General features: G+C 70.4%; 13 protein-coding genes. 3 read left to right on the plus strand and 10 right to left on the minus strand.

The genetic code is table 11. The features are described 5' to 3' along the window. Nucleotides 1-11: 11 nt before the first annotated feature. Entirely contained in the window at nt 12-629 is a 618-nt protein-coding gene (locus tag ASC55_RS06145) for a TetR/AcrR family transcriptional regulator (RefSeq protein WP_235563114.1), read from the minus strand. Nucleotides 630-754: 125 nt separating this feature from the next. On the opposite strand from ASC55_RS06145, the gene ASC55_RS06150 reads away from it, so the two are divergent. Then, entirely contained in the window at nt 755-1,540 is a 786-nt protein-coding gene (locus tag ASC55_RS06150) for an SDR family NAD(P)-dependent oxidoreductase (protein ID WP_055873691.1), read from the plus strand. A 51-nt stretch (nt 1,541-1,591) separates the two neighbouring features. On the opposite strand, the gene ASC55_RS06155 is transcribed toward ASC55_RS06150, so the two are convergent. Both ASC55_RS06155 and ASC55_RS06160 read right to left on the minus strand, forming a co-directional pair. Beyond that, nucleotides 1,592-4,849 carry a LamG-like jellyroll fold domain-containing protein gene (locus ASC55_RS06155; protein ID WP_235563117.1) on the minus strand — a complete coding sequence of 1,086 codons (3,258 nt, stop codon included), beginning with the start codon at nt 4,847-4,849 and terminating at the stop codon, nt 1,592-1,594. A 228-nt stretch (nt 4,850-5,077) separates the two neighbouring features. Beyond that, entirely contained in the window at nt 5,078-6,280 is a 1,203-nt protein-coding gene (locus ASC55_RS06160) for a heparan-alpha-glucosaminide N-acetyltransferase domain-containing protein (protein ID WP_235563118.1), read from the minus strand. Between the two features lie 63 nt (nt 6,281-6,343). On the opposite strand from ASC55_RS06160, the gene hrpA reads away from it, so the two are divergent. Both hrpA and ASC55_RS06170 read left to right on the plus strand, forming a co-directional pair. Beyond that, nucleotides 6,344-10,294, plus strand: coding sequence for an ATP-dependent RNA helicase HrpA (gene hrpA, locus ASC55_RS06165; RefSeq protein ID WP_055873699.1), 3,951 nt, complete (start codon nt 6,344-6,346; stop codon nt 10,292-10,294). 39 nt (nt 10,295-10,333) lie between these two features. Continuing rightward, nucleotides 10,334-11,278 carry a quinone oxidoreductase family protein gene (locus ASC55_RS06170; RefSeq protein ID WP_055873701.1) on the plus strand — a complete coding sequence of 315 codons (945 nt, stop codon included), beginning with the start codon at nt 10,334-10,336 and terminating at the stop codon, nt 11,276-11,278. Between the two features lie 16 nt (nt 11,279-11,294). On the opposite strand, the gene ASC55_RS06175 is transcribed toward ASC55_RS06170, so the two are convergent. From ASC55_RS06175 to ASC55_RS06205, 7 genes are read right to left on the minus strand one after another with little or no spacing between them, the layout of a single operon-like run. After that, nucleotides 11,295-11,903: an alkylhydroperoxidase domain protein gene (locus ASC55_RS06175; protein ID WP_055873703.1), complete on the minus strand. Its 609-nt coding sequence runs from the start codon at nt 11,901-11,903 to the stop codon at nt 11,295-11,297. After that, nucleotides 11,900-12,520, minus strand: a complete 621-nt coding sequence (locus tag ASC55_RS06180; protein ID WP_055873706.1) for a CMD domain protein — start codon at nt 12,518-12,520, stop codon at nt 11,900-11,902. The genes ASC55_RS06175 and ASC55_RS06180 overlap by 4 nt, the downstream gene beginning before the upstream one ends. Continuing rightward, entirely contained in the window at nt 12,517-13,572 is a 1,056-nt protein-coding gene (locus ASC55_RS06185; protein ID WP_055873709.1) for a putative FMN-dependent luciferase-like monooxygenase, read from the minus strand. The genes ASC55_RS06180 and ASC55_RS06185 overlap by 4 nt, the downstream gene beginning before the upstream one ends. After that, nucleotides 13,569-15,185: a dipeptide ABC transporter ATP-binding protein gene (locus ASC55_RS06190; protein WP_055873712.1), complete on the minus strand. Its 1,617-nt coding sequence runs from the start codon at nt 15,183-15,185 to the stop codon at nt 13,569-13,571. Before ASC55_RS06190 ends, ASC55_RS06185 begins: the two co-directional genes overlap by 4 nt. Then, entirely contained in the window at nt 15,182-16,078 is an 897-nt protein-coding gene (locus ASC55_RS06195) for an ABC transporter permease (protein ID WP_055873715.1), read from the minus strand. Before ASC55_RS06195 ends, ASC55_RS06190 begins: the two co-directional genes overlap by 4 nt. Continuing rightward, nucleotides 16,075-17,055, minus strand: coding sequence for an ABC transporter permease (locus ASC55_RS06200; protein WP_055873718.1), 981 nt, complete (start codon nt 17,053-17,055; stop codon nt 16,075-16,077). Before ASC55_RS06200 ends, ASC55_RS06195 begins: the two co-directional genes overlap by 4 nt. Before the next feature lie 16 nt (nt 17,056-17,071). Next, a complete protein-coding gene (locus ASC55_RS06205; protein WP_055873720.1) occupies nt 17,072-18,706 on the minus strand; it encodes a TIGR04028 family ABC transporter substrate-binding protein in 1,635 nt (544 codons plus the stop codon). Nucleotides 18,707-18,801: the final 95 nt, after the last annotated feature.

Genomic DNA, 18,801 nt, shown 5'->3' on the forward strand with positions numbered 1-18,801 from the left:
GAGCACCGAGGTCAGTCGAGCCCGCGCAGCCCCTGCGACATCGCCTGGAAGGCGTCGACCGCCCGCGCCGCGGGGCGAGGGCCGTCGGGGTCGGCCGCCCACTGTTCGAGCCCGACACGGATCGAGGCCGTCGCGACGGTGGCCAGCAGCGTCGCCTCCCACACCGCGAGCCCCCGATCCTGGAGGATCACGCGCAGCCGCCGCTCGGAATCGTCATTCACGCGCAGCCAGACGTCTCGCATCGCGGTGTCGTCGTCGAGCCCGCGGAGCACGCCGAGCATCGTGTCGAGTTCGAGACCCTCGGTCTCGGTGCGCTCCCCCGCATCGGCCCGGTCCTCGACGAGCTGCGCCCGGATCACGGCCGGTATCTGCGCGCGCAGCGACCGCTCTCCGACCTCCGCGAACGCCTCTTGCCAGCGCTGGGCTCCCACGCTGAGGATCGGCGTGATCGCATCTTCCTTGCGCGCGAAGTACCGGTAGAACGTGCGCACCGATACGCCGGCACGCGCGGCGATCTGCTCAGCGGTGACACCCGTCACGCTCTGCTCCGCGAACAGGGCGGCGGCAGCGGCGGCGATGTCGCGTTCGGTCGCGGCCTTGCGGCGCTCGGTGAGGGTCGAGGTCTCCACCGTCACAGCGTACGGGACGAGGCCTCCTGCTCGACAGGCGACGCCTAGGTGGCACGATCTGCCATACAGGCATAGTCTGCCTACAACGGAGTGTCGCACCACGACACCACGACGAAGGGAAGACCATGAACCGCTACGAAGGACGTCGGGCGCTCATCACCGGCGGAGGGTCGGGCATCGGCCAGGCCACCGTGCTGCGGATGCTGCGCGAGGGCGGCAGCGTCGTCGCCGCCGACGTCAGCACCGCAGGCCTCGAGGACACCATCGCCCAGGCCGGGACCCTCGCCGCGCGGCTCACGACGGTCACGATGAACATCGCCGACGAGGCCTCCGTCGCCGCGGGCGTCGCCGAGGCCGTGGCCGCCCTGGGCGGACTCGACGTCCTCGTGAACGCCGCCGGCATCCTGCGCTCCTCGCACACCCACGAGACGACGCTCGACCAGTTCGAGCAGGTCATCCGGATCAACCTGGTGGGCACGTTCCTCGTGATCCGTCAGGCGATCCCCGCGCTGCTCGAGGGCACTTCGTCGGCCGTGGTCAACTTCAGCTCGACCTCAGCCGGCTTCGCTCACCCGTACATGGCTGCCTACGCCGCCAGCAAGGGCGGCGTGCAGTCGATGACCCACGCGCTGGCAGCCGAATACGCCAAGAGCGGGATCCGCTTCACCGCGGTGCAGCCCGGTTCGATCTCCTCCGGCATGACGGACGGATCCGGTCGGAGCAACCAGAGCAACGGACCGGGCCTGCCTGACGACGCCGACATGAGCCTGTTCATGAAGCTCTCACCCGCGACCGGTCAGGGCTTCGCCGGCCCCGAGTCGGTCGCCGGTGTCGTGGCGATGCTCGCGAGCGAGGACGGCGCCTTCATCACCGGCACCGAGGTGCGCATCGACGGCGGCACCCACTTCTGACAGAAAGGGTGGGGGCCCGGCTCGCGCCGGTACCCCCACCCGCTCACCCGATCACTCGCCCTGTCGAAGGGTCTTGACCTCGTTCACGCTCACGACGTTGGTGCCGGTCGCGGCGCCGGCCCGATAGGAGAACACCGACGGCGATCCCTCGCCCTGCAGCGCGGGGGTCGCATCGGTCGTGGACACCAGCCACGCCGCCGGCTCCGGCTGCCCGTCGGCCCACACCTTGGCGCGGATCGTCGTCGACGGCGAACCGGACGTCTCGGTCGACAGGTGGAACACGGTCCCCGCGCTCCAGGTCATACCGGGGACCGCCGCGCTGGCGATCGCCGTGCCGTTGCGCTGGATCACGACCCACACCGAGCCATCGGCGCGATGCCACGCCAGAGCGCGATACCCCACGTCACCCGTGCGACGAGAGCCCGCACCGACGTAGACCGTGCCCGACTCCGGACCGCCTGAGAGCGAGTAGGACATCGTCGTGGCGGAATCGCGCACAGACGCATCGTCCAACAGCATCTCTCGCGTCTGTCCCGCGACGAGGTCGATCACCCCGGCGCCGTCCTTGACCGACAGCGCCGTCGACTTGCCCTGCATCGGCGTCCACAGACCGCCGATGTCCGCAGTGCCCCATCCGGACTCGACCACACGATCGAATCCGTCGGCGGCCGCCACCACATCGGCGGCGACAGGCGCCGTGACGACGACCTGCTTCTCACTCGACGCGGACAGTCCGCTGCTGTCGGTCACGGTCATGCGCACCGTGTAGGTTCCCGCCGCCGCGTACTCGTGCGACGCCGTGGCGCCGGTGGCCGTCGAGCCGTCGCCGAAGTCCCATGCGTAGGCACTGATGGTGGCCGCACCGTCGGCGACGGAACCTGCGCCGTCGACCGCCACGCTCAGATCGGTCGTCTGCGCGGTGAAGACCGCCGTCGGAGCCTTGAGACCCTTTCCGACCTGGAAGTGCGAGCGCACCTGCTCGGAGTTCAACGCGAACGAGTACACCGCGGCCTCATCCAGCGACCCCTTGAAGTAGTTCGACGAGGGAGCCGACGGCCAGCCCGTGAGCAGGTCGCCCCCGATGCGCACATACGCGGCATCGGTCTTGGCGTTCGTCACCGCCGGATCCGACGCGACGAGCTCCCCGTCGACGTACAGCTTCATCCCGTCCGCGCTCTGCGAGACGACGGCGTGATGCCAGGCGCCGTCATTCAGCGCCTTGTCTCCGGAGATGGTGGCACGGGTCTGCGCTGCGGAGACTCCGAAGGTCAGCGTGCCGCTGTTCGTCATGTAGAGGTGACGGTCGACCGTCGCCGAGCTCCCCGTCTTGGCGGAGCCGGAGCCGATGAGCATGCCGCCGGTCGTCGTGGTGGTCTTGAACCAGATCTCGGAGGAGAAGTCCTTCGACGCCGCCGCCTTGGCGTCGGAGGACACCCGTCCGTTCGTGGTGCCGTTGACCGTGGTCGACCCGGTGCCGCCGTTCTCGATTCCGGACGACGAGACCGTGGCGCCCGAACCGTTCACCGGGTTGTTCGATCCCGCCCAGTCCTTCGAGACGTTCCCCATCGGGTAGTACAGCGAGGGGCCGTCCGCGAGAACCTTCGTCGTGTACGCCGAGACGGTGCCCGCTGTGGCCTTCGCGCTCACGCTCGCACTGGTCGCGGTGTTGCCGTCGGCGTCCTTCGCGACCACGGTGTAGCTCTGGGTCGCGCCCGGGGTAGCCGACGGGTCGTCGAGCGTGACCGTCGCGCGCTTCCACCAGGTTCCGTCCGCGGTCGTGCTCGCCACGGGCTCAGCGGTTCCGGCGCGGTACAGCTCGTAGGTGAGCGTCAGATCATCCCGATCCCAGTTGGTCTGGATCGACACACGAGCACGACCGGGAACAGGCGAGGTGCCCGCGGTGGGCTTCCAGTTCGCATCGGCGACGCGGGGGCCGTCCTTCGCGCCGGCCGGAGGGTTGGTGGAGAAGCGGACCAGTCCCTCGAACTGACCGCCGTTGACGGATCGGAACTCGCCGCCGATCGAGATCATGTCGCCGGAGCCGGTGATCGACAGGCCCGCCTGGCCGAGTCCGGTCGTGGTGCCCACCGACCAGTCCGGTGCCCACTGATACGGCGACGGTGCGGGAGTTCCCGCCCAGCTGGCGTACCCGGAGTAGGTGTTCGCGGAAAGGGTGCCGCGCGCGTCCGTCGTGTACGCCTCGGCGTACTGGTAGACCGCGGGGCTCTTCTGCGGCTGCAGCCCCATCGTGTTGCAGGAGTGCATGTGGCTCGTCGTGTAGACCACCTTGCCGGTGGAGTAGACGCCGTAGTGGTCGCCGTGGCAGTCCGCGATCCAGCGCACGGCGCCGCTTCCCGCCTCTGCCGCGAACGTGCCCTCGAGGTTGCCCCCGCCGGACCAGCTCCACCCGGTGCCGTAGACCGTGTTCGCGTCGGTGGCGAGAGCGAAGATGCCGGAGTTGCTGCTGCTCCCGCTGTTCTTGACGACCTTGGAGATGCCCCAGTCGGTGTCAGCCGCCCCCGTGGACTTGTCCACCGCGGCAGATCCGCGCAGGCTGCTGCCGTTGAGCGTCGAGAACCGGCCTCCGACGATGACCTTCGCCCCTGCCGGGTCCATCACGAGGGCATCGACCTGACGGTCGGCCAGCGGAGCCCAGCTCAGCAGTGCGCCGTTCCCGGCGTCGAATGCGGCGAGGTTCTTGCGGGCGACGCCGTTCGCCTGGGTGAACAGACCGCCGAGGTAGATGTTCGATCCGTCGGTCGTGATCGCGTACACACCGCTGCCGCCGATCGACGGCGCGAACTGCGGGACGAGCTCGCCGGTCTTGGCATCCAGTGCGGCGAAGTTCCAGCGGTCCTTGCCGTTCACGCTGTTGAACGAACCGCCGATGTAGATGCGGGATCCGTCAGGAGACGCAGCGACCGCCTTGATCACTCCGTTGACCTTCGGGGCGAACGACGACAGCGCGCCGGTCACGATGTCGTACGCCAGCACGTTCGATCGTGCGGTCAACGACGTACCGGGGGCCGCCTTAGGCTCGCGCGCGTTGTCGAACTTGCCCACCGCGTAGACGGTCGTGCCGATCGTGGTCTGCGCCCAGACGTAGCCGTTGTCGATCTGCACGGTCGGGATCGGATCCGACGTCACCACGTTGTCGTCGCGCTGCAACTGCGGCGGCATCGACGGCGGCACCTCTGCCGCGCCCGCCGCTGTCGCGCCCACACCGGACAGACCGGCGATCAGCAGACCTGCCGTCAGCGCTGACGCGACGACACCCCGCGCTCGGCGCCCGAAACTCGTATTCCCCACAGTGACTCCCCAGTCGATGCTGTTCCGAACGCGAGGTCGTCACTCCACCGCGCGCTCGACGACATCGAGGCGGCGACGAACGCCGCGACGCGGTGGTGTGAACTCCCCAGTTCAGAACTCCCCAGTCCGACCCGAAATGCGGGTCGGTCGCGAACGCCAGACAGCGTGCGCGCTCCCACGCTAGCACATCGCCCCTCTCGGCTTCCGGGAGGCCCGGCGCCGACCGGCTCAGCGCCGGGGCACCGCCGCCATCGCCGCCGCTCCTCGTCCGACCAGGCGTTCGAGCGGCCCCCGTCCGAAGAACATCGACCAGAGCGTCGTGATCACGAGCAACCCGATCGCGGTCGCGGCCCAGAAGGCGTTGCTGGAGAAGAACCCGCCCGGCCCGCCGACCACCATGATCGAGAGGACGTGCGCGCTGTATGCCGTCAACGGCATGGAACCGAGCGCACCGAGTGGGAGCAGCGCCCAGCGCAGGGGCCTGCTCAGCAGCAGACACAGCGCGATGATCGTGAGTGCGAAGCCACCGGATCCGAGGATCTCGGCCGTGCCGCCGCTGTGCGGGTCGACCGCGAAGACCGCCGTGAGCACGGCGCGAAGCGGGTCGGACGCGGCGAGCGCCTGCGGATAGTCCTCCCACCCGGCCGGCGGAGCCCAACTGCCGGAACCGCCGTCGATGATCGAGCCGCTGCCCGACGAGAGCTCCGCAGCGGACGAGCTGCCGCCGACGGCACCGGTGATACCCGCTGCCTGTCCGATGCCTCCGAGGCCGTATCCGACCACCATCAGTGCGACGCCGATGCTGAGAGCCGCCACCGCGGTGCGCAGCCGCCCGATGTTCAGGCGCCCGAGCGCCATGCCCGCCAGCACCAGGGCCATCCAGACGGTGATCGGATAAGTGCCGTACAGCACGAACCCGATGCCGGAACCGTAGGGGTTGAGCATCACCGCATTCAGGAACGCGAGCAGCGCAGGGCCCAGGAGCGCGAGCACCCCGGCTCCCGCCAGCAGCTGCCAGGGTCGCCAGCGCAGGAACGGGATGACCGCGACGTAGAGCAGGCCGTAGAGCGTGAGGATCACCGCGATCGGGGTGTTCAGCATCTCCAAGGCCAGACCGATCACGAAGATCACCGCGCCCCGGCCGATCAGGTTCAGCCGGATGCTCGGGATGCGCTCCCGCTCGGGGAGGGCGCTGCGCCCGGTCATCAGGGCGATCGAGATGCCGGCGAGCACCGCGAAGAGGATCGAGGAGCGTCCGTGCACCAGATCGGTCCAGGTAGCCGGGTCGAGCCACTGGAACGGCTCGGTCTCGCCGATGTGCGCTCCGGCCATGCCGAGGATCGCCAGCCCCCTGGCGATGTCAAGGCCCAGGATGCGCGGGGGCCGTCCGAACTCGTGGAACCACCGGACGGGAGCGAGAGCAGTGATCACCCCCCGATCGTAGGGGCTGACATCGGCATGCACATGCCCGATCCCGGCATACGATGGAGGGCTATGTCCTCCCCTGTGATCTCCTATCCCCCGGAGCTGCCGGTCAGTGCGGCCAGGGCGGAGATCTCCGATGCCATCCGCGACCACCAGGTCGTGATCGTCGCGGGTGCGACGGGCTCGGGCAAGACCACGCAGCTGCCGAAGATCGCGCTCGAGCTGGGGCGCGAGCGCATCGCGCACACGCAGCCCCGGCGTCTCGCCGCCCGCACGATCGCGGAACGGGTCGCGGAAGAGCTCCAGGTCGAGATGGGCGCGCTCGTCGGATACAAGGTGCGCTTCACCGACAAGGTGTCCGACGCCACCCGCATCGCCCTGATGACCGACGGCATCCTGCTCAACGAGATCCACCGCGACCGGCTGCTCACGCGCTACGACACGATCATCATCGACGAGGCGCACGAGCGCTCCCTCAACGTCGACTTCCTGCTCGGCTACCTGGCCCGCATCCTCCCGGAGCGCCCCGACCTCAAGGTGATCATCACCTCGGCGACGATCGATCCGGAGAGCTTCGCGAAGCACTTCGCCGCCTCCGACGGCACGCCGGCACCGATCATCGAGGTCTCGGGACGCACCTATCCGGTGGAGATCCGCTATCGCGGTCCGGTCGAGGATGCGGACGACGAGGCTGAGCCGGCCGAGCCGGAGGACGAGGTCTCGGCCATCGTCGCCGCGCTGCGCGAACTCGACCGCGAGGCGCCGGGCGACGTGCTCGTCTTCCTCCCCGGCGAGGCCGAGATCCGTGATGCCGCCGACGCCGTTCGCGGCGCCTATGCGAACGACCGCGCCCCCACCGAGGTGCTGCCCCTGTTCGGACGCCTCTCCGCCGCCGATCAGCACCGGGTGTTCGAGCGCAGCCGGGTGGCCGGGGTGCGCCGCCGGGTGATCCTCGCCACCAACGTCGCCGAGACGAGCCTCACGGTCCCCGGCATCAAGTACGTGATCGACACCGGCACCGCACGCATCTCCCGATACAGCAATCGCTCCAAGGTGCAGCGGCTGCCGATCGAGGCCGTCTCGCAGGCCTCGGCGAATCAGCGTTCGGGCCGCGCGGGCCGAACCAGCGACGGCATCGCCATCCGCCTCTACTCGGAAGAGGACTACGCCAAGCGGCCGGAATACACCGAGCCCGAGATCCTGCGCACCTCTCTGGCCTCGGTCATCCTGCAGATGCTCTCGCTCGGCTTCGGCGACATCACGGCGTTCCCCTTCCTCACCCCGCCCGACTCCCGCGGCGTGAAGGCCGCGTTCGACCTGCTCACCGAGCTCGGAGCGGTCGAGCCGTCCCGCCGCGACGGCGCCCCGCACCTCACCCGCACGGGTCGCGACATCTCGCGCATGCCGATCGATCCGCGGTTCGCACGCATGCTGATCGAAGCCGGGCGGGCCGGTTCCGGCGGCACCGTGACGCGCGACGTGCTCGCGATCGTCTCGGGTATGACGATCCAGGACGTGCGCGAGCGGCCGGAGGAACGCCGGGAGGAGGCCGACCGTCTGCACGCGCGATTCGTCGACCCGACCAGTGACTTCCTCACCCTGCTGAATCTGTGGAACCACCTGCGCGAGCAGCAGCGCGAACTCGGCTCGAGCGCCTTCCGCCGGCTGTGCCGCTCCGAGCACCTCAACTACGTGCGGGTGCGCGAGTGGTTCGACGTGCATCGCCAGCTGCGCACGCTCGTGAAGACACCGGACCGGCTGCGCGACGACGCCCGCACGGATGAGGGCGACGCGACCAGCGACCCCGACGCCATCCACCGGGCCCTGCTGTCGGGTCTGCTCTCGCAGATCGGCATCCTCGACGAGCGCACCGCCCCTGCGGGTAGATCGCACTCCCCCGCCAAGGAGCCGAAGGGCCGTCGTGTCGCGGAGTACCGCGGCGCCCGTGGCATCCGCTTCTCGATCTTCCCCGGGTCGGGGCTGCGCAAGAAGAGCCCGCGCGCGGTGATCGCCGCCGAGATCGTCGAGACCTCGCGCACGTTCGCGCGCACGGTCGCCGCGATCGATCCCGCCTGGGCCGAGCCGCTCGCCGGCGACCTCGCCAAGCGACAGGTGACCGAGCCGCACTGGTCGAAGGATGCCGGCGCCGCGGTCGCCTTCGAGAAGGTGACGCTGTTCGGGCTCGAGATCATCCCGCGTCGGCGCGTGCAGTTCGCCCGCATCGACCGGGCCGCCTCGCGAGAGCTGTTCGTGCGGCATGCGCTCGTCGAGGGCGAGTGGGATCCGACACGGATCGACAAGCGGGTGAGCGCCTTCTGGCGCAGCAACGCCGAATTGCGCAAACGCCTCGAGAAGCTCGAGGAGCGCGAGCGCCGCCGCGACATCCTCGCCGGCGACGAAGCCGTCTTCCGGTTCTACGACGAACGCATCCCCACCGATGTGTTCGACGTGCGCTCGTTCGAGAGCTGGTGGCGCGAGGCGATGGCCACGACGCCGAAGCTGCTCGTGATGCGCGAGAGCGACCTGATCGATGACGAGGAACGAGCGGATCAGCGCGAGTTCCCGACGCGGTGGACGCAGGGCGACCAGGTGCTCGGCCTCGCCTACCGGTTCGAGCCCGGCGCCGACGACGACGGTGTGAGCGTGGTCGTGCCGCTGCCGCTGCTCGCGCAGATCGAGGACCGCGGCTTCGACTGGCAGGTTCCTGGCCTGCGCGCCGAACTCGTGACCGGGCTTCTGCGCGCCCTCCCCAAGGCGATCCGCCGCCATGTCGTCCCCGCGGCCGATTGGGCCGAGAAGTTCGGTGCAGAGCTCGTCGAGGAGGGACCGGAGTCGCACGGCGGCCTGCCGCCGCGCACGCTCAAGGAGGCCCTCGCCCGCCGCATCCAGCCGCTCGCGAATCAGCTGGTCTCCGCCGCCGACTTCGACGACGAGCGGGTGCCGCCGCACCTGCGCATGAACTTCCGCGCCGTGGACGAGCGCGGCAGGATCGTCGGCTCGGGGCGCGATCTGCGTGCCCTGCAGGCCCAGCTCTCCGACCGCGCACGCAGCAGCGTCGCCCGATCGATCGCCGCCCCTGCCCGCGCCGGTACGCCTCGAGCGGGCCGCGGAGCCGAACGCGGCGGCGTCGAGCGCGTGGCCGCCGCACCGCTCGAGCAGACGGGCCTCACCGCCTGGACCTTCGGCGACCTGCCCGAGGTGCTCGACACCCGCGTCGCCGGCGGCGTCGTGCGGGGGTATCCGGCCATCGTCGACCAGGGCAAGACCGTTTCGGTACGCGTCGAATCCACCCCGGATGCCGCCGCTGCCGCCACGCGCGACGGCGTGCTGCGGCTCGTGCTGCTCGGCGTGCCCTCGCCCTCGTCCTATGTGCAGGAGCACCTCACCAGCCAGGAGAAGCTGGCGCTCGCCGCCTCGCCCTATCCCTCCGCCGCCGCCCTCATCGAGGACTGCCGCGCGGCGGTCGCGCGCAAGGTCATCGAGGGTCTCGTGCCCGACGGGATCGTGCGCAACGAGGCGGACTTCGCGCGGGTGCGCGACGCGGTCTCCTCCGTCCTCGTCGACGAGCTCTTCGCGTGCGTCTCCCTGGTCGCCCGCATCCTCACCAAGTCCCGCGACGTCGAGCGCGGCATCAAGTCGCAGAACTCGCTCGCCCTGCTCGGGCCCCTCAACGACATCCGCACCCAGCTGAGCGGCCTGCTGCACCCCGGGTTCGTCTCCGCCGCCGGCGCCGACCGTCTCACGCAGTTCCCCCGATACCTGGAGGGGATGCTCGACCGGCTGAAGACCCTCTCCAGCGAACCCGGCAAGGACCGCGCGCGCATGACCGAGTACGAGCGGATGGCGAAGGCCTTCGAAGACGCGGGCGGCACGATCCCGCTCTCCGCCGACGCGACACCCGCGCTCGTCGAGGTGCGCTGGCTGCTGGAGGAGTATCGGGTGAGCGTCTTCGCGCAGCGACTGGGCACCGCGCAGCCGGTGTCGCCGCAGCGCATCATGAAGGCGCTGTCGGGGCGCTGATCCGCGACCGCTCGGCCCGCCGCGGGTAGCCTTGAGCGCATGGCTCGCGCGATCGTGTACACCGAAATCGGCTCCCCCGCTGTCCTGCATCTGATCGAGGTCCCCGATCCCGTCGCGGCACGGGGCGAGGTCGTCGTGCGCATCGAAGCGGCAGGGGCGAACCCGATCGACGCGAAGCTGCGCGGCGGCAAGCGCCCGTCGCCGCCGATCACCGAGCCGCGTCCGGTCGGCTTCGACGGCGCCGGCGTCATCGAAGCGCTCGGTGAGGGCGTCGACGACTTCGCGGTCGGCGACCGGGTCGCCATCCGCGACGGGCACGGCACCTATTCCTCCGCGCTCGCCATCCCGACCGAGAACCTCGCCAAGCTCCCCGACTCCGTCACCACCGCCGAAGGCGCCGGAATCGGCATCCCCGCCGGCACCGCCTACCAGGCACTGCGCTCGCTCGGGGTGGCCGAGGGCGACGTGCTGCTCGTGCACGGAGGCTCCGGAGCGGTCGGTCAAGCGGCCGTGCAGTTCGCCGTCGCCTGGGGTGCGACCGTGATCGCGACCGGCAGCCCCGCCCGCCACGACCAGCTGCGCGAGCTCGGCGCCCTCCCCGTGGCCTACGGCGACGGCCTTCTCGACCGGGTCCGCGCGGCCGCGTCGTCCCCCGTCACGGTGGTGCTCGACTGCGCCGGCACCGACGAGGCGATCGAGACCTCCCTCGCCCTGGTGGCCGACCGAGACCGCATCGCGACGATCGTGCGGGGGCCGGATGCCGCGTCCTTCGGCATCCGCGCCTTCTCCGGCGGCTCCCCCGTGCCGTTGACCGCGCAGGAACTCGCCTGGCGTGCCGAGGCCCTGCCCGAGACGATCGCGCTCCTGGATGCCGGGGACTTCACGATCGAGCTCGGACCGCAGCTGCCGCTCGCCGAAGCGGCGCGGGCCCATGAGCTCATGGAATCCGGCGCCGCCTCGGGCAAGATCATCCTGCTGCCGTAGCGGCAGCCGTTGCGGATCAGGCCGGAGCCACCGGCCGTCCGATCGACAGCATCAGTCGGTTCGCCCAGTTGAAGAACGCGGCGCCGTGGATGAGGTCGGCGACCTCCAGATCGTCCAGTCCTGCCGCGCGCAGTCGCGCGATCTCCTCCTCGCCGAACGCACTGGGCGTGTCGGTGAGGGCGACGGATGCCGTGACGATCGCGTTCCAGCGCGCACCGAGGTCGGCATCGACGCCCTCGTCCAGCAGCAGGTCGACGTCGTCCGTGCGCTTGCTGTGGTGCGCAGCGAAACGAGAGTGCACCGAGGCGCAGAAGACGCAGCCGTTGCGACGCGATGCCGCCGTGGCCGCCAGCTCGCGGTCCGCACGCGGGAGGCCCTCCGCAGCGTTGTAGAAGATGTCCTTGTCCACCAAGGTGCGCGCCTTGAGCACCTCGGGGTCGCGGGCCAACAGTCGGAAGTAGTCGTTCTTCGCCCGCGCGGCGTCGACGAGACCGTCGTAGTGCCGCGCGGTCAGCTCCTCCTCCGCGAGGGGTTCCAGGTGCGGGACCCAGCCGACCTCGCCGCGGGTGAAGGCGTGCGGGTGCGGGGCGACGTCGTGACGGAGCACGGTCTGTTCGATGGTCATGCTGCCTCCTCCTCGGAGAGCGCGGTCCGGGCGAGCCCTTCGGCAGCGAGCGCCCGAAGCCCGGTGACCACGCGCTGCTGGAAGGCGAGGAACGACACCAGCTGCGACAACGTCACGATCCCGTCCGCCGACCACCCGGCATCCAGCAGGCGTCCGAGGTCGGCACCCGAGGCCTCACGAGGGCGGAACACGAGCAGATGCGTGTGCGCGAGCGCGGCGGCGAGGCGCTCGCCGATGACCGCGGTGACGGTGCCGGCGGGCTCGTACCGCTCACCCTCGGTGTTCTCGTTCTGCAGGCCGAGCTCGGTGTAGGCGCCGAACGGACCGCGCACGGCTGAATCGGCCGCCTCCGCCAACACGACGCGCGCCCGCTGCGAGTCCGTCTCCCGTGCACGCACGGCGTAGAACACCGCGGTCGCGTCATCGGCTCCGGCCAGCCCGGTCGCGAAGGCCGCGACGAGCTCGCGCTCCGCCTGCGAGACGTGCGCGACCGTCACCGGCCGGAAGAGGGCGTCGAAGCTCGCCTGCAGCTGCTCCCTGGTGACGGGACGGCGACGGCGCAGGGCATCCAGCTCCGGCGTCACCTCCACGATGCGGTCCACGATGTCGTCGGTCATGCGTTCTCCTTCAGGGTGAGGTTCTCATCGGCACTGGTTCTGTGCGGGGTGGGACTGAGGGCATAGCCGAGGGCGGGAGCGACCTCGTCTGCGAAGAGGGCGATCGAGCGCAGCACATGCTCATGCGGTGCGTCGACCGAGTGCACCTGGAATGCCACCTCGGTCGCCCGGGCGAGGGTGCGGTCGGCGGCGAGAGACTCCGCCACGTCTTCGGGCGTGCCCAGGTGCGTATCGAGGGCGGCGATCAGTTCGTCGAGGCTGTCGCCGGGGATCGTCTGCCCCTGCCTGCGGAAGCCCTCCGCCGCCCGGCGCAGCCCGACCTCGGCGAACCGCAGCGCCTCGGCACGGTCGTCCGCGACGAACACGGTGCGTGAGGCGGTGATCCTCGGAGTCGCTCCCTCCGGCAGAGCGTCGAGGTACGCGTCGATGATCGGGTCCTGCAGTTCCGACAACGGCGCGTGCAGGCGGTCAGCACGGCGCGGCTGCGTGCGGGAGAGCAGCAGGCCGTGCCCGTGCACCCCGGCACGGTGCCCGCCGGGAGCCGAGAAGGTGGCCTGCCAGATGCGGTCGGCGAGGTCGCCGGCATCCGGGTAGAGCGTGTTGCCCGCGCCGACGTCGCGCCCGGCGAGGCCGTCGAGCAGTGTTCGCAGCTTGCGGTCGTAGGTCGGCGCCTTGTCGCGCACGTCCTCCCCGAAGGGCACGAACGACGAGGGGGTGCCGCCGCTGCCGAGTCCCAGATCCACACGCCCCCCGGAGAGCAGATCGGCGACAGCGGCGTCTTCGGCCACGCGCACGGGATCTTCCAAGGGCAGGGTGATCACCCCGGTGCCGAGGCGGATGTCCCTGGTCGCGGCGGCCACGTGCGCGAGGAAGACGAGCGGCGACGGCAGGCCTCCCTCCGCCGCGTGGAAGTGATGCTGGGCGACCCAGGCCCTCCCGATCCCGTGCCGCTCCGCCTGCTGTATCTGTGCGGTCGCCAGCGCGTACCGCGAAGCCGCGGACGCGTCGTCGAGCAGGCGGGTGAAGAAGGCGACGGTGGGGGCGGTGGTCATACGAGGTTCTCCGTTCGTCCGGGGACCGCGGCCAGCAGCTCCCTGGTGTACTCGTGCTGCGGGTCGCGGAAGAGGTCCTCCGTCTGCCCCTCCTCCACGATCCGGCCACGACGCATGACCGAGACCGTGTGACTGATCCTGCGCACGACGGCGAGGTCGTGCGAGATGAACAGGTATGTGAGCGCGAGCTCCGCCTGCAACGAGGTGAGCAGTTCGAGGATGCGTGCCTGCACCGTGACATCCAGCGCCGACACGGCCTCGTCGAGCACCACGACCTCCGGATCGATCGCGAGGGCCCTGGCGATCGCGACGCGCTGCCGCTGTCCGCCCGAGAGTTCGCGCGGGGTGCGGCGTGCGATGTCGGCGGGCAGCGAGACCCGGTCGAGGAGGGCGAGCGCCCGCTCCCTGCGCTCGGCACGCGAGCCGACGCGGAAGTTCTGCAGCGGCTCCGCGACGATGTCGACGATCTGCTGACGGGGATCCAATGAGGCGAAGGGGTTCTGGTAGACCAGCTGCACGCGTCGGCGCAGAGCGCGCAGCTGCTCGCGCTTCGCGTGCGCGACGTCTTCTCCCGCGACCTCGATGGCCCCGGCATCGGGCTGGTGGAATCGCGTGATCAGCCGCGCCGTGGTGGTCTTGCCCGAGCCCGACTCCCCCACGAGCGCGTGAGTGGTGCCCCGGCGCACACGGAACGAGACGTCGTCCACCGCGCGGAACCGCTCGCGCCCCGCCACCCGGAACTCCTTCACGAGCCCCTCGGCCACGATCGCATAGGGGTTCTCCGCCGCCACGGCCGCCGCATCGCGCAGGAACGGCGGGGCCTCGGGCCGACGGAATCCGGTCGCGAACGCCGGAGCATCGGCGAGCAGCTGTCGCGTGTAGGGATCGGAGGGCGCGGCCAGCACCGCCTCGCTCGGCCCCTGTTCCACGATCCGTCCGTCCTTGAGCACGACGAGACGCTCGGCACGGTCCGCAGCCACACCGAGATCATGGGTCACGAGCAGGATGCTGGTGCCCTCCTCGCGCTGGAGTTCGTCGAGCAGATCGAGCACGGTGCGCTGCACGGTGGCATCGAGCGCACTGGTCGGCTCGTCCGCGATCAGCAGACGGGGCCGCAGCGCGATCGCCGTGGCGATCAGCACCCGCTGACGCATGCCGCCGGAGAGCTCGTGCGGATACTGTCGAGCCCGTAGATCCGGGTCGTCGATGCCGACGCGGTCGAGCAGCTCGATCACCCGTGCGCGACGCGAGCGCCGGTCCCGATGTCCGTGCAGGCGCAGGATCTCCTCGACCTGCGCCCCGATCGAACGCACGGGGTCGAGGGAGGCGGTGGGGTCCTGCGGCACCAGACCGATCTCCGCACCGCGGATGCCCCGCAGCGCGCGATCGGTCCATCCCGAGATGTCGAGGTCTCCGAGCACCACGCTCCCGCCGTCGACCGTGCCGCCCGAGGGCAGGAGACCGAGGATCGCATGGGCGGTCGTGGACTTGCCCGATCCCGACTCGCCGACCAGGGCGAGCGTCTCGCCTTCCTCGATCTCGAACGAGATGCCGTGCACGACTTCCCTGCCGTTGTAGGAGATCCGCAGATCCGACGCTGCCAGAACGCTCATCGCGTCCTCCTTCCGATGCGGTGGCTGATGCGGTTGGCGCTGAGCACGACCGCGACGACGACGAGACCGGGGAGCGCGGTGAGCCACCAGGCGGTGCCCACGTAGTTGCGGCCCTCGGCGATCAGCAGGCCCCATTCCGGGGTGGGCGGCGGAGCACCGTAGCCGAGGAAGCCGAGGGTCGAGATCGCGAGGATCGCGGTGCCGAACTGCAGCGCGGCGAGCGCGACGATCGGGGTGAGGGAGTTGGGCAGCACGTGTCGGCGGAGGGCTGTGAAGAACGTGGCACCGCTGCCGAAGGCCGCCTCGACGTACTCGGTGCGCCGTACGCGGGCGACCTCGGCGCGCATCACACGTGCGAAGGCCGCCACGCTGCCGAGGCCCACCGCGAGGGCGGCGTTGACCGTGCCGAACCCGAGCAGGATGATCACCGAGAGCGACAGCAGCAGCCCGGGGATCGCGAGCAGCACGTCGACGATCCGCATCAGGACGTCGTCGACCACGCCACCAACGGCTCCGGCGATCGCGCCGAGCACCGTGCCGAGGGCGAGACCGACGGTGACGGCGATCAGCGCGCCCGAGAGCGAGTGCACGGCGCCGTGGACCACGCGGCCGAACAGGTCACGGCCGAGGGTGTCGGTGCCGAACCAGTGCGCGGCGCTCGGGGGCAGCAGCTTGTCCGCCGGCACGCCGGTGAGCGGGTCACCGGGCGCGAACACCCCGGGGACGACGGCCCAGAGCACGGCGACGGCGACCACGGCGAAGGCCAGATACAGCCCCCACCCGCGGCGGCGCAGACGACCGCCCGAGCGAGGCGGCTGCGTGCCCTCCGGAACGACCGGCGCCGCGACGACGTCGGGGTCGACGCTCGTCTGGGCGATCACGGGAGCGGTCATGCGGACACCTCCTGGGGTGCGGGTCGCGAGGCGGCGGATGCGGTGGAGCGCGAGAGCGTGCGCTGACGGGGGTCGATGAGAGGGGTGACGAGATCGACCGCGAAGCTGATCACCACGAAGCCGAGGGCCGAGAGCAGCACGACGCCCTGCAGCACCGGGATGTCCTGGTTCGCGACGGCCTGCTCGGTGAGGCGGCCGATGCCCGTGCGTCCGAAGACGGTCTCGGTCACGACTGCTCCCCCGACGAGTTCACCGAACAGCACTCCGGCGATCGTGAGGGTCGGCACGGCGGCGTTGCGGGCCACCGAGCGCGTGAGCACCCACAGCGGCGGGGCGCCCTTCGCCCGCACCACGGTGATGAACGGCTGCGCCTGCACCTGGTCGATCGCGCGGACCAGCACCTGGGCGAGCGGGGCCGAGATCGGCACGGCGAGGGTCAGCACGGGAAGGACGAGCCCGCTCACCGGGTCGGCTCCGACGATGGGCACCCAGCCGAGTCCGAACGAGAACACCTGGATGAGCAGGATGCCGAGCCAGAACACCGGCACCGCCACGAACAGCCCCGGCACCTGACGGAGGCCGTCGCGCAGCCAGGCGAAGGGGGCGAGCCAGGAGAGCCCGGCGATCAGGACGGCCAGCAGCAGGGCGACGACGAGTCCGAGCGATGCGAGCAGCAGAGTCGCGGGAAGCGCCTCGGTGAGCATCGTCAGCACGGGCGTGCCGAACTGCGTCGAGAAGCCGAAGTCCCCGGCGAGGAAGCCGAGACCCGCGTGCACGTACTGCTCCCACCAGGGCAGATCGGCGCCGTAGGTGGTGCGGATGCTGTCGAGCTGGTCCGGCGACAGCCCGAGGCTGGGGTCGGAGAACTTGATCAGGATCGCATCGCCCGGCAGCAGCTGCAGCAGGAAGAAGGTGGCCGTGAAGGCCGCGATCAGAACGATCGCGGCCTGCCCGGCTCGTCGGAGGACGAACGTCATCGAAGCACCATGCCGATCAGTGCTCGGCGAGCCAGACGCCGGAGAACGTGGGGCGTCCCACCGACTCGAAGGCGACGCCGTGCACGGAGGTCGCGGTGCCGTACACCTGTGGCTCCTCGAACAGCGGGATCACATAGGCCTGCTCGGCGATGTAGTCCTGCACGGCCTGGGACGCGGCGACGCGCGCGTCGGCGTCGGGCTCCGATGCCACGGCGAGCAGCAGCTCGTCGAGCTTCGCGTCGTTCGAGATCAGCACGTCGCGGTTCTTCGTGAAGTACTGGCTCTTGATCACGTCGAGATCCGCCCGGCCGACCATGGAGTGGTAGAAGCCGGTCTTCAGCGGGTCGCGGGTGTCCTCCGCGTAGCTGCCGGCGTCGCCGGGCTTGATCGAGAGCTCGACGCCCACCTTCGCGAGCTGCTGCGCGACGAGTTCGAGGGTCTGCTTCGACAGCGGCTGGGGCTTCGCCTCGTACACCGTGATCGAGAGGCGCTCCCCGTCCTTCTCGCGGATGCCGTCGGCGCCGGGCGTCCATCCTGCCTCGTCGAGCAGCTTCTCCGCCTTCTCCGGGTCGTAGGCGTAGTGCTCCGACTCGTCCTTGTAGCCGAGCGCCTGGGACGACAGCACCGAGGTCGCCACCGGGTAGTTCTCCGTGAAGAGGGTGTCGACGACCTCCTGGGCGTTCACCGCGGCGATGAGGGCCTGTCGCACGCGGATGTCGGTGAGCAGCGGATTCTCTGGCCGCAGCGCGATGGAGTTGTTCACGCCGCGGGTCTGCGGGGCGTAGAGCGTGAAGCCGGCGCTCTCGACGCGGTCCTCGTCGAACGCCTGCACGTAGCGGACGTAGTCGGCCTGGCCTGCCAGCAGCGAGCCGATGCGCACCGAGTCCTCGGGGGTGATCAGCACGTGCACGGCGTCGAGGTAGGGGCGGCCGTCGTTGTCGACGCTGTCGGGACCCCAGTCGTAGTCGTCGCGGGCGGTGAGCGTGTACTCGGTGCCGAGCTTCTCGCCCGTGACCGTGAAGGGTCCGGAGCCGATGATCTCGGCGGCGTTGCCCGCGCCGAAGTCCTCGATCGTGCCGTCGAGGGTCTCCGGCGACAGCAGACCCGAGTTGATGGTGGAGGTCGCCTGCAGGAACCCGGGCGACGGCGCCGAGAAGCGGAACCTCACGGTGTCCTCGTCGACGACCTCGCTGCTGGCGTAGTTGTTGATCGCCTCCGAGACCGTGAGGCCCCGCTCCGCGTCGCCCAGGCCGTAGGTGTCGAAGTTCTTCTTCACGGCCGCGGCGTCGAGCACCGTGCCGTCGGAGAACGTGACGTCGGGGTTGAGGTCGAACGTGTACTCGGTGGCGTCGTCGTTCACCGTCCAGTCGGAGGCGATCCACGGCTCGATCTCGAGCGTGTCCGGGTTCTGCAAGGTGAGACGGGCCGCGATGTTGTTCACGATGCCGCCGTTCGGGTAGAAGCCGGCCTGCGGCGGGTACAGGTTCGTGTATGCCTGGTGCTCGAGGTAGGTGAGGGTTCCTCCCTCGACGGGGTCGCCGCCCTCGGCGGGCGCGTTCGCCGGTGCGGGTGTCGACGCGCAGGCGGCGAGGCCGCCGGCGAGGACGAGCGGCAGCGCGATGGCGGCGACGCGGATGAGACGACGGTTCATGGGTGGGCCCTCCAGGCTTCGGGTGCGGTGCTGCGGGTGCGGTGCTGTGGTGCGGCGCGGTGGTGAGGTGAGGTGGGTCTCACCGTAGGAATCGC

Origin of the sequence: Microbacterium sp. Root322, assembly GCF_001425645.1 — a bacterium.
Lineage (GTDB): Bacteria > Actinomycetota > Actinomycetes > Actinomycetales > Microbacteriaceae > Microbacterium > Microbacterium maritypicum.

What these genes read in the sequence shown, in the direction of transcription:
- ASC55_RS06150 (WP_055873691.1), top strand. Translation starts at nt 755, where the DNA reads ATGAACCGCTACGAAGGACGTCGGGCGCTCATCACCGGCGGAGGGTCG.
- hrpA (WP_055873699.1), top strand. Translation starts at nt 6,344, where the DNA reads ATGTCCTCCCCTGTGATCTCCTATCCCCCGGAGCTGCCGGTCAGTGCG.
- ASC55_RS06170 (WP_055873701.1), top strand. Translation starts at nt 10,334, where the DNA reads ATGGCTCGCGCGATCGTGTACACCGAAATCGGCTCCCCCGCTGTCCTG.
- ASC55_RS06175 (WP_055873703.1), bottom strand. Translation starts at nt 11,903, where the DNA reads ATGACCATCGAACAGACCGTGCTCCGTCACGACGTCGCCCCGCACCCG.
- ASC55_RS06180 (WP_055873706.1), bottom strand. Translation starts at nt 12,520, where the DNA reads ATGACCGACGACATCGTGGACCGCATCGTGGAGGTGACGCCGGAGCTG.
- ASC55_RS06185 (WP_055873709.1), bottom strand. Translation starts at nt 13,572, where the DNA reads ATGACCACCGCCCCCACCGTCGCCTTCTTCACCCGCCTGCTCGACGAC.
- ASC55_RS06190 (WP_055873712.1), bottom strand. Translation starts at nt 15,185, where the DNA reads ATGAGCGTTCTGGCAGCGTCGGATCTGCGGATCTCCTACAACGGCAGG.
- ASC55_RS06195 (WP_055873715.1), bottom strand. Translation starts at nt 16,078, where the DNA reads ATGACCGCTCCCGTGATCGCCCAGACGAGCGTCGACCCCGACGTCGTC.
- ASC55_RS06200 (WP_055873718.1), bottom strand. Translation starts at nt 17,055, where the DNA reads ATGACGTTCGTCCTCCGACGAGCCGGGCAGGCCGCGATCGTTCTGATC.
- ASC55_RS06205 (WP_055873720.1), bottom strand. Translation starts at nt 18,706, where the DNA reads ATGAACCGTCGTCTCATCCGCGTCGCCGCCATCGCGCTGCCGCTCGTC.